The 15,999-nt window shown below is 67.2% G+C and carries 12 protein-coding genes; 11 read left to right on the top strand and 1 reads right to left on the bottom strand.

The genetic code is table 11. The features are described from left to right. Window positions 1-82: 82 nt before the first annotated feature. The 11 genes from QZX62_RS01810 to QZX62_RS01760 all read left to right on the top strand — a co-directional run bounded on the left by QZX62_RS01810 (window position 83) and on the right by QZX62_RS01760 (window position 14,635). On the top strand, window positions 83-1,369 hold the full coding sequence (locus QZX62_RS01810; RefSeq protein ID WP_294171704.1) for a nucleotide sugar dehydrogenase: 1,287 nt from the start codon (window positions 83-85) through the stop codon (window positions 1,367-1,369). Between the two features lie 34 nt (window positions 1,370-1,403). Further along, window positions 1,404-3,896, top strand: coding sequence for a hypothetical protein (locus QZX62_RS01805; RefSeq protein WP_294171702.1), 2,493 nt, complete (start codon window positions 1,404-1,406; stop codon window positions 3,894-3,896). Between the two features lie 24 nt (window positions 3,897-3,920). After that, on the top strand, window positions 3,921-5,837 hold the full coding sequence (locus tag QZX62_RS01800; RefSeq protein WP_294171701.1) for a glycosyltransferase: 1,917 nt from the start codon (window positions 3,921-3,923) through the stop codon (window positions 5,835-5,837). Between the two features lie 10 nt (window positions 5,838-5,847). Then, entirely contained in the window at window positions 5,848-6,903 is a 1,056-nt protein-coding gene (locus QZX62_RS01795) for a polysaccharide biosynthesis/export family protein (protein ID WP_294171700.1), read from the top strand. Further along, window positions 6,900-7,706 (top strand): ABC transporter permease, encoded by an 807-nt coding sequence (locus QZX62_RS01790; RefSeq protein ID WP_294171699.1) that lies wholly within the window; start codon window positions 6,900-6,902, stop codon window positions 7,704-7,706. Before QZX62_RS01795 ends, QZX62_RS01790 begins: the two co-directional genes overlap by 4 nt. Before the next feature lies 1 nt (window position 7,707). After that, a complete protein-coding gene (locus QZX62_RS01785; protein ID WP_294171698.1) occupies window positions 7,708-8,406 on the top strand; it encodes an ATP-binding cassette domain-containing protein in 699 nt (232 codons plus the stop codon). Window positions 8,407-8,434: 28 nt separating this feature from the next. Next, window positions 8,435-9,730, top strand: a complete 1,296-nt coding sequence (locus tag QZX62_RS01780) for a hypothetical protein (RefSeq protein WP_294171697.1) — start codon at window positions 8,435-8,437, stop codon at window positions 9,728-9,730. After that, window positions 9,727-11,715: a tetratricopeptide repeat protein gene (locus QZX62_RS01775; RefSeq protein ID WP_294171696.1), complete on the top strand. Its 1,989-nt coding sequence runs from the start codon at window positions 9,727-9,729 to the stop codon at window positions 11,713-11,715. The genes QZX62_RS01780 and QZX62_RS01775 overlap by 4 nt, the downstream gene beginning before the upstream one ends. Beyond that, complete coding sequence (locus QZX62_RS01770; RefSeq protein ID WP_294171694.1) at window positions 11,708-12,856, top strand: glycosyltransferase family 4 protein; 1,149 nt, start codon at window positions 11,708-11,710, stop codon at window positions 12,854-12,856. The genes QZX62_RS01775 and QZX62_RS01770 overlap by 8 nt, the downstream gene beginning before the upstream one ends. Beyond that, window positions 12,849-13,634, top strand: a complete 786-nt coding sequence (locus QZX62_RS01765; protein ID WP_294171693.1) for a hypothetical protein — start codon at window positions 12,849-12,851, stop codon at window positions 13,632-13,634. Before QZX62_RS01770 ends, QZX62_RS01765 begins: the two co-directional genes overlap by 8 nt. A gap of 194 nt (window positions 13,635-13,828) precedes the next feature. Then, a complete protein-coding gene (locus QZX62_RS01760; RefSeq protein ID WP_294171691.1) occupies window positions 13,829-14,635 on the top strand; it encodes an outer membrane beta-barrel protein in 807 nt (268 codons plus the stop codon). 97 nt (window positions 14,636-14,732) lie between these two features. Here the strand turns inward: QZX62_RS01760 and QZX62_RS01755 are convergent. After that, window positions 14,733-15,999, bottom strand: a 1,267-nt coding sequence (locus tag QZX62_RS01755; RefSeq protein WP_294171690.1) for a calcium-binding protein, incomplete at its 5' end; no start/stop codon positions are given.

Here is a 15,999-nt window from a genome sequence, read left to right as displayed (position 1 = left end):
CAGGTTCTCGCGATGATTGCCAATTCACATCAAGGTGAGGGGTAGGCGGCCGACCCTAACGCGGCCCGGGGCGGGGTGTAGTTTGTCGGGTATTGAAGAAAGGATCGGTGTTATCGGCCTGGGTTATGTCGGGTTGCCGCTGGCGGTCGCCTTGTCCAGGCAGGCCGACGTCACCGGCTTCGACACCAACCTGCGGCGGGTGGACGATCTCAATCGCGGCGTCGACAGCACCAATGAGGTATCGCCCGGCGAATTGACGAGCAATCGGCTGCAGATAACCTCCGATCCCGCCGAGCTCGTCGGCAAGACCCTGTACATCGTCACCGTGCCGACCCCGATCGATGACGCCAACCGCCCGGACTTCCGGGCCATGCTCAAGGCTTGCGAGGTGGTCGGGCCAGTGCTCTCGCCCGGCGCCACGGTGGTGTTCGAAAGCACTGTCTACCCCGGCGTTACCGAGGAGATCTGCGGTCCCGCCCTGGAGCGGGCCTCGGGGTTGAAGTGCGGTGTCGACTTCACCCTCGGCTACAGCCCGGAGCGGATCAATCCGGGCGACAAGGAGCATCCGCTGGAGAAGATCGTCAAGGTGGTCGCAGGGCAGGACGAGGCAACGCTCGACCGCCTGTGCGGCGTCTACGGCGCGATCATCGAGGCCGGCATCCACCAGGCCCCGTCCATCAAGGTCGCGGAAGCGGCCAAGGTGCTGGAGAACACCCAGCGCGACGTCAACATAGCGCTGATGAACGAGGTCTCCAAGATTTGCGACCTGGTCGGCATTCGGTCGCGCGACGTGCTCGCTGCGGCCGGCACCAAGTGGAATTTCCTGAAGTTCCACCCCGGCCTAGTAGGCGGCCACTGCATCGGGGTCGATCCTTACTACCTCACGGCCAAGGCGGAAGAACTCGGCTACCATCCCGAAGTGATCCTGTCGGGCCGCCGCATCAACGACAGCATGGGCGCCTACATCGGCCAGCGCCTGATCAAGCTGTTGTCGCGCAACGACATGCCGCTCAAGAACTTGCGGGTCGGCATTCTCGGCTTCACCTTCAAGGAGAATGTTCCCGACATCCGCAACTCCAAGGTGGTCGACATCCATCGGGAGCTGGTGTCGTTCGGGCTGAAGCCGCTGGTCCATGATCCCATGGCATCGCCGCACTCGGTGATCGAGGAATATAGTGTCGAATTGTCCTCACTTGAGGAGTTTCGCGATCTGCATGCCCTGATCCTGGCAGTTCCCCATTCCACTTATGGTTTACTCGATGGTAACGACTTTGGGCAAATGGTCGCAAGCGACGGGATCTTCGTGGATGTGAAGTCGGCAGTGCCACCTGGCTCGCTGAGGCCCGACATCCATTATTGGAGCCTCTAGAGGCCCCACCCAACAGGTAACGGACGGAAGATTGGTGCAGAAGTTCAGCATTACCCCCATCGGGACCTGTCGCATCAACAATCCGCTCCGGCAGGCGCAGCCGAAGTACCCGATCCTCATCAATACCGCCCGGGTTTATGGATACACTCACACCAGTGCGGAGGCGCTGCAACAGGTCCGCTATCTGCAAGGGGAGCAAAGCTTCGCCGAGCAGGTCCGGCCCATCCTGTTCCGGCCGGACCCCGCGCCCGGCGGCTCGGACGGGGACTGGACGCCGTCGGACCTTCATATGGTGGAGATCAGCTCGGCCAAGAAGATCACTTGCCGAGCCGACTCGGTCCAGATCAACTACCTGTACCGGCATTTCTCCGAGTTCTTCTCCAACGGCAAGCGGACCCAGCGCTTCTGGTCATTGATCAAGCGCGAACAGCATGCCGAACTCGCCGAGTTCCTTGGCGCTGATCCGGCCTATGCGCTGCTGAGTCCCGCCGACCAGGCGCTGCTCGCCAGCCTGCGCATGGAAGAACAGGATTTCGCTTCGCTCAAGGCGGACATGGCCGAGATCGCCGAGCGCCTCGGCCGCGACACGGTCATCTTCATGACCCACGTCAACGCTCGGACGCCGGACGGTGCGACCATCCCCGCGCGCGAGCGGCTGATCAACTGGGTCAAGCTCGCCGCAGGGCAGCTGCAGGTGCCCTGCTTTGATCCCACGGCAGCGATGGAGGCGATGGGTCAGGAGCGGGCGCTTGAGCATGGAGGGCTTGACCTGACGCATTTCACCCAGAGCTTCTCCGACCGGGTCTATGCCGAGATCCACCGCGAGCATGTCGGGCGGATGATGGAAGCGATGGACCTGCCGGAAGGGCAGGACGCAGCGCTGCGCCAGCACCTGCTCGCCGAGAACATCGAAGCCCTGATCAAGTTCGACGATTTCCTGTCCGGAAGTCGTCGGCTGTATGCCGCGCTACGCAAGGAGCCTGATGCTCCGCCCTTGATTCAACTGCGCGGGAAGATCCTCTCGCAAATCGGGGACTTCGAGGGCGCCTTGCGCGCCCTAGAAGGGCTGAACCAGTCGTCCTCGCTGTCCCCCGACGGCAAGGTGGCCCTGCTGGAAGCCTACACTGCGACCGAGCAATGGGCGGAAGCCTTGGCGCTCGCCGAACTGCTGCTCGGCGACGAACATGAAAGCGGGATCATCTATGCCTGTGCCGCGGCCGCCTATGAGCAGACCGGACAGCCCGAGCGTGCCCTGAATGCATGGAAGCAGTCGTTCCGCCACGACCGTACCAACTTCACGGCCGCGCTGAAGGTGCTCACCTCCCTGTCACAGCTGGGCGATGCGAGCCCATACCAGGCATGGCGCGAGGAGGTGCTGGAACATAGCGCATCGGGCGTCGGCGGTACGTTCGAGATCGCTCGCTGGGCGCTCGACCACCAGGACGGTCCGATGTTCGCCAAGGTGTTCGGCGCCATCTGCCGGGTGGACGTCAGCCGCGCCGAAACCCTGATCGACAGCCTGATCTCGGCGGGAATGCTGGACACCGCGACCGACTGCCTGCGTCAGCTCGCCGGGTGCGGCAACAGCGTGCCGCCCGCTTCTGCGGTTCGAATCGCCGCGCAAAGCGGGCGGGTCGCGGCCGAGTTGCTGGCAAGTGGCGAGTTCCAGTGGGCGCACGAGCTGGCGGCTGCGGCGGCGGCCATCCGCCCCGGCGGGCTGCCGGCCCGGACAGAACGGGCAGCCTTGGCGCACTTTCGTTCCGCGGTGCGCGAGGCTTACGCGCAGCAGGACTATCCCGCGGTGGTGGCCGTATGGAAAAAGGCTGGCGACGTGATCCTGGCCGCCACCGATGCGGCGCTGCCCGTCGCCTTGTCGCTCCACAAGCTGGGTGACAATGGTGCCGCACTGGACCTGCTGACCCAAATTCACCAGCGCGATCCGTCGCACCCCGGCGTGCTGCGCTGGGCCGGGCGGATCGGCGCTGCGCTCGGCCGCTACGACATTGCCCTGCAGATGTACGCTGCGCTACGCCAGTCGGATCATCCCGCGGCCGCAAAATACGCCGGGGAAGCCACGCGCTTTTTCCAGACGGCGGATCGCCGCGCGCTCCGCCAGCTGCGCACCGCAACCCTGAACGGCGAATTCCGCCTTGCAGGCAAGCTGGTCGAGCTGTTGCACACGGAAAGCGGGGAAAGTGCCGGGCTGACGAGCGAGCTTGAACGGCTCAACCGTAGGTTGCGGCTGCAGCTGCGCGAGATCGAGAACGGTGCGGCGGACGAGGAAGGCCGCGAGCAGGTGCTATCCCTGCTGCTGCGGATTAAGCCCGACGATGCCGCCATCCTGCGCCGCGCCGCCCTGGAGGCCATGCGCAAGATGCGGTTCGAACAGGCGGCGCAATATTGGGGCAGGCTGAACCAGTTGGCGCCCGAAGTGGAAAGCAACGCACGCAACCTCGAACGTTGTCGGGTGCTGGCGGCGCGCGAAGCGAAAGCCTCGGCCGCGCGGCGGCCGGAACCGGTTGCATAGAACAAGGTCCGGGGGGACAGCAGAATGTACAATGGATTGAAGAGCGACTTCGTCGCTGACGACAGCGCAGGCGTGGTCGGCTGCCCAGGCGCCGCCGTTGCGCTGCTGGAAGTGATCGAATGCGACGGGGAGTTCGACCGCCAGCATGCGCTGTTCGAGGCGATCTACCCGGGCAGCGAGCCGCTCTGGCTGTGCAAGGTCAGCCGGCTGATCAAGCGCAAGGCGCTGGCCGATGCGGTGGAGGCGATCGAGGCCCGCAATCTCGGCGACGACAGCGATCCGGCCGCGCTGCTGGTCAAGGCCGATCTCCTCTACACCGCGCGTGCCTTTGACCGTTCCGCGGAGCTGTTCGACGCCCTGTTCGCCAGTTGCCCCGAGCGGCGCGAGTACCGCATCAACTACGCCAAGCGCCTGGTTGGGGACGGCTACATCGCCAAAGCGCATCAAGTTTTGCTGCCGCTGCACGGGAGCTATCCCGACGACAGCAAAGCGTACGCGCTGTGCGGCAACACGGCTGCGATCCTCGATCTGCTGGCAGAGCTGGAAGGCCGGCCGGTCGCCGAGGACGAGGACGCCCGCCTGCTCGCCATGAAGCACGCGATCCTGTGGTTCGCCGGTCGCGAAGTGGCCGCTCCCAAGGCGCCGGGGCTGGGCCGGCTGAGCCTGATCACCGGCAGCCTCGGACCGGGCGGGGCCGAGCGCCAGCTGACCAGGCTGGCGATCGAGCTGGAACGCAAGCGCAAGGCGCTGCTCCCGGTCGGCGGCATCGCTCTCACGCGGCCGGTGGAAATCGTGATTCGTTCGCATGGGCCCGAGAAGCAGAACGATTTCTACCTCGGCGAGGTCAGCGAAGCGGGTGTCGAGCTGCACCAGCTGAACGAGGTCAAGCCGGTCTCGCCGCGGTCGCTGGGGGTCGAGGATGCGCAGCTGCGGTTGCTGCTCGACTATCTTCCGCCCAGCGTGAACTATGGCGTCAAGCGCTTGTCCAAGCACCTGATCGACTCCGGCACGGACGTCGCTTCCGCCTGGCAGGACGGCGCCTGCCTTTTCGCGGGGTTGGCCGCGCTGGTCGCGGGCGTGCCGCACATCCAGCTCGCCATCCGGGGACTCCCGCCCGTGCTGCGCAAGCACATGTACCGGCCGGAATATGAGCTGATGTACCGGGCGATGGCGCAGGTCCCGGGCGTCACCTTTCTCAGCAACAACAAGGCGTCCGCCAGGGCCTATGCCGAGTGGCTCGACATTCCCGTGAGCCGGTTCGCCATCGTCTACAACGGGGTGGAGCCGATGGCGGTGCAGGGCTCGGCCGCTTGCGAGGAGATGTGGGAAGCGTTCGTTCGCGCGACGCCCGACGCCACCCGCACCATCGGCAGCGTGTTCCGGTTCGACACCGACAAGCAGCCGAACCTGTGGATCCGCTTCGCTGCGCGCTACCTCAAGGCGCATCCCGACACGCGGATCGTGATGGTCGGCGGGGGCCGGCTGCTCCCCTCCGCCCAGCAACTGGCGAGCGACCTCGGGATCGCCGACAGGATCCTGTTCACCGATCGCTCGACGCGGGTCGGCTACTGGATGTCGCGGCTCGACGTGCTGTTGCTGTTGTCGCGCTACGAGGGGCTGCCCAACGTCCTCATCGAAGCGCAGTATATGGGCGTGCGGGTCGTCACCACCCCGGCGGGCGGCGCATCCGAGTGCCTGCTCAATGGAACCACCGGCTATGTTCTCGAATGCACGGAGCAGCCCTGCCTCGACAATCTGGTCGCGCAGACGCACGAGCTCGCCATGCGCAGCGAGGATCGCGCCCTGTTCGCCGAGGACGGGTTGGGCCGCCGCTTCCTCGACGCACACTTCTCGGTTCCCAACATGCTGGCCAATTTCGTCTCCTGCTCGGCGCCAAGCGGAGCCGGGGACGACTACTCCGAAGTTCAACAAGCGGCTTAGGGAATTGACGATGCGGCTGCGACCCTTCTTCCTGGTTCTTGCCACCGCGGCATTGGCAGGCTGCGTCATGCCGCGCTCGGTGTCCTCGCTTGGCGAGGTGGAAAAGGCATCGGAGGCCGGGCGGATCACGCTGGTTCCGGTGACCGCCGCAACCCTGCCCGCCGCCGCGCAGGCGACCGCCGGCTTCCCGGCCGAGTTCACCGCCGCCGGTCCGGTCGCATATGAGGCGATCGGCCCGGGCGACATGCTCAAGCTCACCATTTGGGAGGGCGGCGCGCCGACCGTGTTCACAACCGGCAGCGGCGACCTGGGCGAGATCGCAGTCGACGAGGCGGGCCGGATCTACGTGCCGTTCGCCGGCACCGTTGCCGTCGCCGGACGCACGATCCCGCAGGCGCGGGAGGCGATCACGGCCCGGCTGCGCAGCATCATCCGTAACCCGCAGGTGGACCTCCGCGCTGCCAGTCCGCGGAGCAAGCTCGTCAGCGTCCAGGGTAACGCGGGCAAGGCCGGCACCTATCCGATCGAGCGCGGGCGCACCCGGCTGGGCGAGCTGCTGGGTGAGGTCGCGCCGGAACTCAAGAACCCGGAAATGCTCGACGTCACCGTCCGCCGGGGAGGACAGGCCGCCAGCGTCCGGATGGCGGACGTGCTGCGCGATCCCGCTCTCGACATCGCTCTTCAGCCCGGCGACTCCATCATCCTCAACGAAGTGGTGCAGCATGTCACCGTGCTCGGTGCTGCGGGTGCTCAGGGCCAGGTGCGCATCGCCAAGCGGGCGTACAATGTCACGGACGTGCTCGGCCAGGCCCGCGGGCTGGACGAGAACGCCGCCGACCCGCGCGCCATCTTCCTGGTCCGGGCCGAGCCCGGGCAGGCCTCGCCCGTGGTCTACCAGTTCGAGATGCGGCGCCCGGAAACGGTGGCGCTGGCCAGTCGCTTCATCGTTCGCGACGGCGATGTGGTGATGATCTCCAACGCGCCGTTTACCCAAACGCGCAAGGCCTTGTCGGCGCTCACCCAGACGCTCGGTACCGCCCGTTCCGCGATCACGGTGGTGCCGTGATCTCCGGGGCGGGCACCGTTTCCCGGCCGGTCGCCGGGGAGAGCTTCTCCGAGTGGCTGCGGGTACAGTTGCAGCTGGTGCTCGCCCTGGCCGAACGGGACGTTCGCTCGCGCCTGGGCGAAAACGGCTTCGGCTTTGCCATGTCCTTTATGGCGCCGCTGGCGTGGATCGCGGCGACCTACCTGGCCTTTGCCATGCTCGGCCGGACCTCGCCGGTCTACACCGACGTTGTCACTTTCATCATTTCCGGCCTGATCCCCTACGCGACCTTTCGCCATGTCGTGACCGCGGTCGGCCGGACCCGCTCTACCGTCCGCGGACTGCTGATCTACCCGGCCGTAACCGAGGAGCATGCGGTGGCTTCGGCCGCCCTGGTCGAGGTGCTCAACAGCGCCATCCTGCTGGGCGTGGTGTTCGCCGCCAACTTCCTGCTGTTCGGCCGCGGCGAGATGGACGACCCGCTCACCTTCCTGTGGGGCACCGCGCTGTGCTGGGCGCTGGGGGTCAGCTACGCCTACGCCTTTCTCGGCCTGGCGCGCTTCAACGACCGGTTCAACCAGATCGGCCAGATCCTGCTGCGCCCGAGCTTCTTCCTGTCGGCTGTCTTCTTCACCGCCAACGAGCTGCCGGACTATCTGCTCGACGTGCTGAGCTGGAACCCGTTGCTGCACGCGGTGGAGATCGCGCGCGACGGCATGCTGCTGCACTACCAGTCGCGGGTCGCGTCGGGCAGCTATGCCCTGTTGTGGATCGCCGCCATGCTGATGATCGGCGCCGTGCTCAACCTCACGAGGCGCGACTGACATGTGGGGCTTTGTCGACTGCACCCGCTACTACATGACCGGCGACCGGCCGACGGTGGTCCTGTTCCAGGCCTCGCTGGTCGTCAACACGGGGGAGAAGGTCGCGCTGTTGGTGCGGCCGGGGCAGGGCAAGTCGACCATCATCCGCCTGCTCGCCGGCCTCGACCGCCCGGACGGCGGCACCGTGCTGCGCGACGCCGGCGGCTGGCCGCTGGGCTACTCCGGCTGGTTCCAGGCCGACATGACGGGCGAGGCGAACGTGCGCAGCCTGGCGCAGGTCGCCGACGTCGATCCGCTCGACCTCGCCGCCTTCTGCCAGGACTTCGCCGAGCTCGGGGAGATGTACTACCGGCCGCTGAAGCTCTACTCGCCGACCATGAAGGCCCGGCTGGCGATGGCGGCGAGCCTTGGCATTCCCGCGCGCACCTACCTCGCCGACGACAAGATCGCGACCGGCGACGAAGCCTTCCGCCGCAAGACCACCGAGGTGCTGACCGCGCGCCTTGCGGAAGGCTGCGGCCTGATCTTCGTCGGCAGCAATCCGCGCCAAGCCAAGGACGTCTGCGAGCGCTTCTACGTGGTGAGCGAGGGCGAGATCGTGCCGTGCGACGGTTTCGACCATGCCACCGAACTGCTCGCCGGCACCAACGACCCGGACGCCGACGAGAGCGCTGAAGTTCCCGTCTTCGATCTCGCATGACCAGCAAGCGACAAGTGAGTCCACGCCCATGAACGACGAACGCATCCGCAACTGGCAGGAACGGCGCAAGCTGGTGGAGGTCGACCTGGACCCGGCGCCAAGCGAGCCCGAACCGCCCAAGTTCGTCGGCCGCGCGAGCGGCTTCTCGCCCGAGGCGCGGCTCGAGGAGGCCCGCCGCGAGATCCTCGGCCGCCGTCAGCAGCGCTGGCGCACCAGCCTGCGCCGCGCCATGCTGCTGCTCGCCGCGCCCCTGCTCGCCGTGCTGCTGTACGTCGGCTTCGTCGCGACCAAGCTGTACGAGGGCGAGGCCGTGTTCACCGTCCAGACCAGCACCAACTCGGCTGCGTCCCCGACCGCGGGCCTGTTCGCCATGGGCGCCTCCAACAGTACCATCGCCGACGCCTTCAAGGCGCGCGCGTTCATCCTGTCGCGGCCGATGATGGAGCACATGGAGCGGCGGCACGGCTTTCTGGACCATTTCCGCGGTTCGCAGATGGACCCGTTGGCCCGCTTCGAAGGACCGCTCGGCCTCAACCGTGATCCGTTCCGCTATTATCTGAAGCGTGTGTCGGTGATGGTCGACGTTCAGGAAGGCATCCTGCGCCTCAAGGTCGAAGCCCGCACCCCGGAGGACGCGGTTCGCCTTGGCAACGCCATCCTGGCTGCCGCCGAGCATCATGTGAACGCGTCGTCCGACAAGATCGGTGCCGACCAGATCGAAGCGCTGACCCGCGACGTGCAGCAGGCCGAACGGCAGGTCGCCAGCGCGCGCCGCTCGCTTGCCGCGGTCCAGGCCGAACGGGGCGAGCTCAACCCGGAGCAGACGGCCGCCGCGGTCTACCAGCTGATCAGCAGCCTCGAACTGCAGCTGTCTGAAGCCGAGCGGCAGCGCGACGCGCTGCGCGGCGAGGGGCTGGTCAACAGCCCGCTGCTGCCCGGGCTCGACCAGCGCGTGCGCGAACTGCGGTCGCAGATCGGCGAGCAGCGCGGCCGGCTGGTCAATCCGAGCGGCGGGTCCCTGTCGCGCACGGTTGGCGAGTTCGAATATGCCACCGACCGCAAGGAGATCGCGCAGGCCCGCTGGCAGTCGACCCTGAACACGCTTCAGCAAGCCTATCTCAACATGATCCAGCAGCGCCGCTACTTCGTGCTGATCGTCGGCATGTCCGCCGGAGCCTTCGCGCAAGTGCGCGACCTGCCGTCGATTGTGATGCCGTTGCTGCTCCTGATCGGCTTGGCGGCCATGCTGGGCTTTGCGCTTCGCGGGCTGCTGCGGGCGTCGCTCCGGCGGCGCCTCCCGCGGGCCTTGGCGGCTGCCAGGTGAACGCCGCGACGCTGCTGCGCAGTCCTGACGGCCTACTCACGGAGGCCGTTGAAGCCGGGCGCTGGTCCGATGCCTGCGCGCTTGCCGAGCGCTCGCTGGGGCAGGGCCGGGAGGACGATACCGAGCAGAAGCTGCTCTATGCGGTAGCGTTGATCCGCAGCGGACGGATCGATCGCGGTCTCGACCAGCTCGACCCTGAGGTCGCAAGCCTGCCGGAGGCGCGGGTCACGCTGCGGCGGCACGTGCTGTCGTGGCTCATCCGAGAGAAACAGTTCGACGCGGCGGTTGCGGTGCTCGGACGTCTGCTCGACGTCCAACCGGAAGCGGTGGAGGAGCTACGACTCCGCGGCAGCCTGTTCGGGCGGACCAGGCAATTCCCGGCCGCGCTCGCTGACGCGCTGCGGCTGATCGAGCTGCGGCCCGATGACCTGGACGGCCAGGCCGCCTACCTCCAGCTGCTGCTGCAGGACGGCCAGGTTGAAGCCGCGGGCGCCTACGCCCGGGTGCTTGCGGCAAGGGCCGCCCGCAACCCACGCTTGGCGCGGATCGCGCTGCTCTGCCTCGGTCGCGCCGGGTTGACGGAGAACGCAGCCCGCCTTGCCGAGGCTGCCGAGTCTGCCTGGCCGGCGGAGCCCGAGGTCATCGCGGAGGTGGCACGCGCCTACTGGGACGCCGGCCGGACGGAGGAAGCGATCGCCGCCGGCGAGCGGTGCGTCGCCGTGTCACCCGATGCTCCCAGGCTCCGGCAGCTGCTGGGTCATGTCTATCGCTCAGCGATGCGGTCAGATGGTAATGCCCGCGCCGCCGAGCACCTCGGCGAAGCGCTCCGTCACATGCCCGGGGACGCGAACACCGCGCTGCTGCTGGGCGAGGTGCTGTTGCGGACCGGCAAACCCGGGGAGGCTGCGCCGCACTTAGCGGAAGCCTGCAAGAAGATCACCCACTCGGCCAACGCCCGTGCGCTGCTGGCCCGCGCCTACAAGCAGAACGGGCAACATGCCGAGGCCGCCCATGAGTTCCGGCAGCTAATCGCGTTACAGCCGGGCTCGCATCGCTGGCACCGTTATGCCGCGGGCGCGCTGAGCCAGGCTGGCCAGACCGCCGAGGCCGCCGACCTGTTTGACCGCTTCACCGCCGAGCGGGAACGGGCGCTGCCCCCGTCCTTCGAGGCAGGGCTCGAACAGCTCTGGGCAAAGGCCGACGCCGCCGATGTCCCGGCGGCAAGGCTGGACTGGGCCTGGCAGCTCCGGCGCGACCGCACCGCCGATCGCCAGGGTTGGGAGCGCGCCGCCAAGTGGGGCTATCTTGCCGACCATTACCTGCTCGACTGGCTCGAATGCCGCGACGACCAGGTCCATGAGGCCATGTCGCGGCTGGCGGACCTCACGGCCGTCGAGCAGGCGTTCGCCCAAGTCGACCCAAGTCGCGGGCTGATCCTCGCCTCGGCGCACATCGGCGCGATGTATGCGGGGCCGCTTGCCCTTGAGCTGCTCGGCGTGAAGTCCAAATGGCTCGCATCGACCCCCAGCGTGGCGCGCACCTCCTACGCCCGCTCGCTGATCTCGACCAGCGACCAGGGCGGCACGGACGTCGCGCGCAAGGTCCTGGGTGCACTCGGCGGCGGCAACGCGGTGGTGATCGCGGTCGACGGGGCGATCAACCTGGCCGCGCCGCGCGTCGCCTTCGAAGGGCAGGAGATCACCTACTCGAGCTTCGCCGCCCGCATGGCGCACCGACTCGGCATCCCCTCAATGTTCGTTGCGCCTTTTTGGGAGAATGGGCAGATCTACTTTATGTTGGAGCGTCTGCCCGACGCCGGCCGGCGCGAGTCCGCGGACGACTATGCTGACCGCTGGCGGGCCGCCTACCTCCGCTGCCTCCGCCAGTTCCTCGGCGGCGCGCCCGAAAACCTGCGCCTGAGCGGGGGGTTGTGGCGCTACGTGCGGCCGGCCGAGGGCACGGGCCCACGCCGGGTCCATGAGTAGCGGGCCGCCGCTGCGGATCCTGGTCGTAACGCGCTCCTATCCGGCTCCGGGCGATCTCTACCAATATCCGTTCGTGCATCGCCGCGTCCTTGCTTACCTTAGCTACGGGCACGAGGTTGCGGTGTTCCGGCCCGCGAACCAGCCGACGCCGTCCAAGCATCGAATCGACGGAGTGACCTGCCGCAGCGGCAGCTCGGAGGCACTTGCCGCCTTTGCAGACGGATGGCGCCCGGACGTGGTGGCGGCGCATGGGTTCAGCGAAGCGCAGTGGCCGGCCCTGGCGCCCCTCGCCGAACGCTACCCCATCCGCGCCTGGCTGCACGGCTCGGAGATCCCGGAGTTCGCGCGGCGCAAGGCCGAGTGGGATCTCGCGGGCGAGGAACGCGCCGCGGCGCTGGAGGTGATCGAACGCCGCCGCCGGTTCTGGCGCGAGTTCCTCCTCGCGCCGCCGGCCCGCTTCGGCCTCGTCTTCGTCTCGCACGCCGCGGTTGACCTGTTCCGGCACGACCTGCCCGACGTGCCTGGGGCGGCCAGCGTCATTCCCAATCCGATCGATACCGACCTGTTCCGCTACCAACCCAAGCCGGCGGCGCAGCGCTTCGGTGTGCTGATGCTCAGGCCGTTCGACTCACGCGGGTACGGCAACGATCTGGCGGTCAGCGCCATCCTGCAGCTCTCGGACGAGGCCGGCTCCGACCGGCTGCGCTTCACGGTCGTTGGCGACGGACCGTTGATGGACCGCACGCTGGCGCCGCTCCGCCACCTCGGGAACGTCGCCGTCGAGCGCGGTTTCGTGAGCCAGGCGCGCATCGCCGCATTGCACCGCGAGCATGGCGTCTTCCTGGTGCCGACGCGCATCGATACTCAGGGCGTGTCGCGCGACGAAGCCATGTCGTCGGGGCTGGTCCCGGTCACCAACGCCATCCCCGCCGTCCGCGAGTTCGTGGACGGGGAGTGCGGCGAGCTTGCTCCGCCGGAAGATGCCGGCAGGCTGGCTTCGGGCATCCGGCGCATGGTGGAGGACCCCGCGTTGTTCGAATCCCACTCGGCCGCTGCCGCCGCTCGCATCCGGCGTCAAACCGCCGCCGCACTGGTCGTTCCGCAGGAACTCGCCCTGTTGCGGTCCGCGGCCGATGCCTGACTCCTTCCTGCCGCCGGAGGTGGATCGGCCCGACTTCTACCTGGCGGCGATGGGCCGGTCCGGAAGCACCATGATCTGCAACTGGCTGACCTCGCCGCCGGACCAGCTGGTGTTTAGCGAACCTCTGTTCACCGAAGTCGCGAACACCCGCCTGCTGCGCATCCAGCTGGCCAACTTCGGCATGCCCGTGACCGAGGAGGAATGGGCGGCGGACGACGGGTCTGCCGGCGCCCGCTTCCGGCGGTTGGTGGCGCCGCGGCTGGCCGGCAAGCGTTGGGGCGTCAAGGAAGTGCTCTGCTCGGAGCACGGGCGGTACATCGAGCAGCTGGTGCCCCGCCGCGTCCTGATCTCGGTGCGGAACATCGTCGATGTTGCGCTTAGCTTCTTTGAAAAGCACCGCGCGCAGGGCAATCTGCATCGTTTCAGTGACCAATGGGTCGTCGATTACTGCCGCCGGGAGGCTGCCGGGCTGGTGGGGCTCCACCGTCTCCTGGCCGCCGGCCCGCTGCCGCACGCCGTGGTCCGTTACGAAAGCTTCGTCGGGTCGGACGCGCCTCGCCGGGAGCTCGCGGGCTTCCTTGGCTGGCGTGGCGGCGGAGCGACCGACCGGAACCTCGAGGAGTTCGACCGCGGCTTTGAGGCCACGCGGCACGGACAGTCGGTTTGTCCCAAGTCGCGCATGCCTGGCGACCGGGACCTAGACGCAAGGCAGTTCGCAATGGCAGCCTTGATCGATAAGGATTGTTCCGAATATCAGCGGGTTTTCGGCTATTCCTAACGGCCTGGAGCAAACGCCGAAAGCATTTTCCATGGAAAAACTGCGGCAATCCTTGCGCTTAAATGGTTAACGATGATTATGGGCGTGACTTGGATGCAACAACGGCCGACCTGTTGCGCTTGGGCATTGAAGAATAAAGAACTCTTCGCTTAAGAAGCGCGTTGTCTACGAAGAGCATAAACAAGGGAGAATATATGAAGCTGCGTACGAAACTGCTGGTGGCTGCGGCGGCATGTGCCGTTGCGACCCCGGCGCTGGCTCGGGATGGGGCGCCTTATGTGGGCGTTGAAGCCGGCGCCATGATCCTGGAGGACGCCGACCTCGACTATCAGGGCCTGCTCGGCTCGCGCGATGGTCCGGTCACCGTTGATCACAAGGTCGGGATCGATGCTGCCCTGCTCGGCGGCTACGATTTCGGTGTGGTCCGGGCGGAAGCCGAGCTCGGCTTCAAGCGCGCCCGCATCGACGAGACCACCGTTGCGCCCAACTTCGGCATCCTGCGCGGTGACGGCGGCAAGGCCCGGACCCTGTCCGCCATGGGCAACCTGCTGCTCGACTTCGGTCCGGACGACGGGCTGAGCGGCTTTGTTGGTGGCGGCGCGGGCGTTGCCCGCACCACCTACGACATCGATGCGATCTCGCTGGGCGGTACCGACAACAACTTCGCGTGGCAGCTGTTGGCGGGCGTTCGCGCGCCCATCACTCAGAACCTCGATCTTGGCCTCAAGTATCGCTTCTTCCGTTCCAAGTACAACATCGAGGAGTCGGACAGCGAAGAGGTGATCGGCAAGTGGCGGTCGCACTCGCTGCTGGCCAGCCTGACGTTCAACCTGGGCGCCCCGGCAGCGCCTCCGCCGCCTCCGCCTCCGCCGCCGCCGCCGCCTCCGCCGCCCCCGGCGACGCAGACGTGCCCGGACGGTTCGGTGATCCTGGCGACCGACGTGTGCCCGGCGCCGCCGCCGCCGCCGCCGCCGCCGCCGCCGGCTCCGGAGCGTGGCTGATCCACGGGTCATTGCGTGAACTGAAGGAAGGGGTGGGCCTCGGCCCGCCCCTTTTTTCTTGTGAGGGGCCGCGCTGCGCAGCGCGGCCTAGCGCGGCCTACAGGAAGAAGTCGCCGCTGCCGAGCGTGTGCAGGCCGTCGAGGCGGATCCAGAAATCCGCCGCTCCGTCACCGTTCGTATCGCCTTGGACGAAAGTATTGCCGCTGATCTGCTGGTAACGCAGCTCGCCTGCCGTGCCCGAAAAGCCGTTCTCGCCGATAAAGGCGAAGCTCTGATCCTCGCCCCGGATGATGTCGGCGTCGATCCCGTCTAGGCGAATGCGGTCGCCCTGATCGCGCGAGAAATCGTGGACCCGGTCGGCCGAGCTATTGCTTGCTCCCGACAGGTCGCCGGCACCGAAGATGAACTCGTCGCTGCCCGCTCCGCCGTAAGCGCGGTCCTGTCCGGCGCCGCCGATCAGCCGGTCGCTGCCGTTCTCCCCGAACAGGATGTCGTTTCCGCCGCTGCCCAGCAGTTGGTCGTTGCCGTCGCGTCCGTACAATTGGTTGCCGCCGCCATTGCCCGCCACCAAATTGTCGAGCGCATTGCCGTAGCCGCGCAGGTCCGCGCTGCCGCCGAGTTCCAGCTGCTCGATGTTGGCCCGCAGCACATGGTTGATGGTGGCAATCACCCGGTCGGTGCCTTCGCCGGCATTCTCATAGGCATAGTCGGCCGTGTCGCCGACCAGATAGCGGTCGTCGCCGATGCCGCCGTACATGCGGTCGTGCCCCGCGCCGCCGGACAGCATATCGTTGCCCGCGCCGCCCATTACATAATCGTTGCCGGCCCGGCCTTCCAGCGTATCCGCGCCGTCGTAGCCGTACATCCGGTTGTCGCCATCGTTGCCGACGATGGCATTGTCGGCAAGATTGCCCTTGCCGATGAGGTTGGCGGTTCCGTTCAGGACCAGGTCTTCGACCTCGGCACGAAGCTGATGGTCGATGAAAGCCACGACCTTGTCGCGACCTTCTCCCGCATTCTCATAAGTATAATTGTCCACATCCGTGACCATGTAGGTATCGTCGCCAGTCCCGCCGTACATCCGGTCGTAGCCCGCGTTGCCGAACAGCGTGTCGTTGCCCCCGCCGCCGAACAGACGATCGTCCCCTGTGCCGCCGTCCAGCGAGTCGTTTCCGTCGTTGCCGTGCAACTCGTCCGCCCCGTCGAGCCCGTCTAAGGCATTCGCGGCCGCGTTGCCGCGCAGGACATTGCCCAGACCGTTGCCGGTGCCCGCCGCGGCCGCCGACCCGGTCAGCAGGAGCTCCTCGAGGTTGCCGCCGAGCACAAAGGACACGGAGGAGCGCACCTGATCGCGGCCTTCGCCC

The organism is uncultured Sphingomonas sp. (genome assembly GCF_902806265.1).
GTDB lineage: Bacteria > Pseudomonadota > Alphaproteobacteria > Sphingomonadales > Sphingomonadaceae > Sphingomicrobium.
The sequence above is the reverse complement of the archived record's forward strand: the minus strand, read 5'-3'. Positions and strand labels throughout refer to the sequence as shown.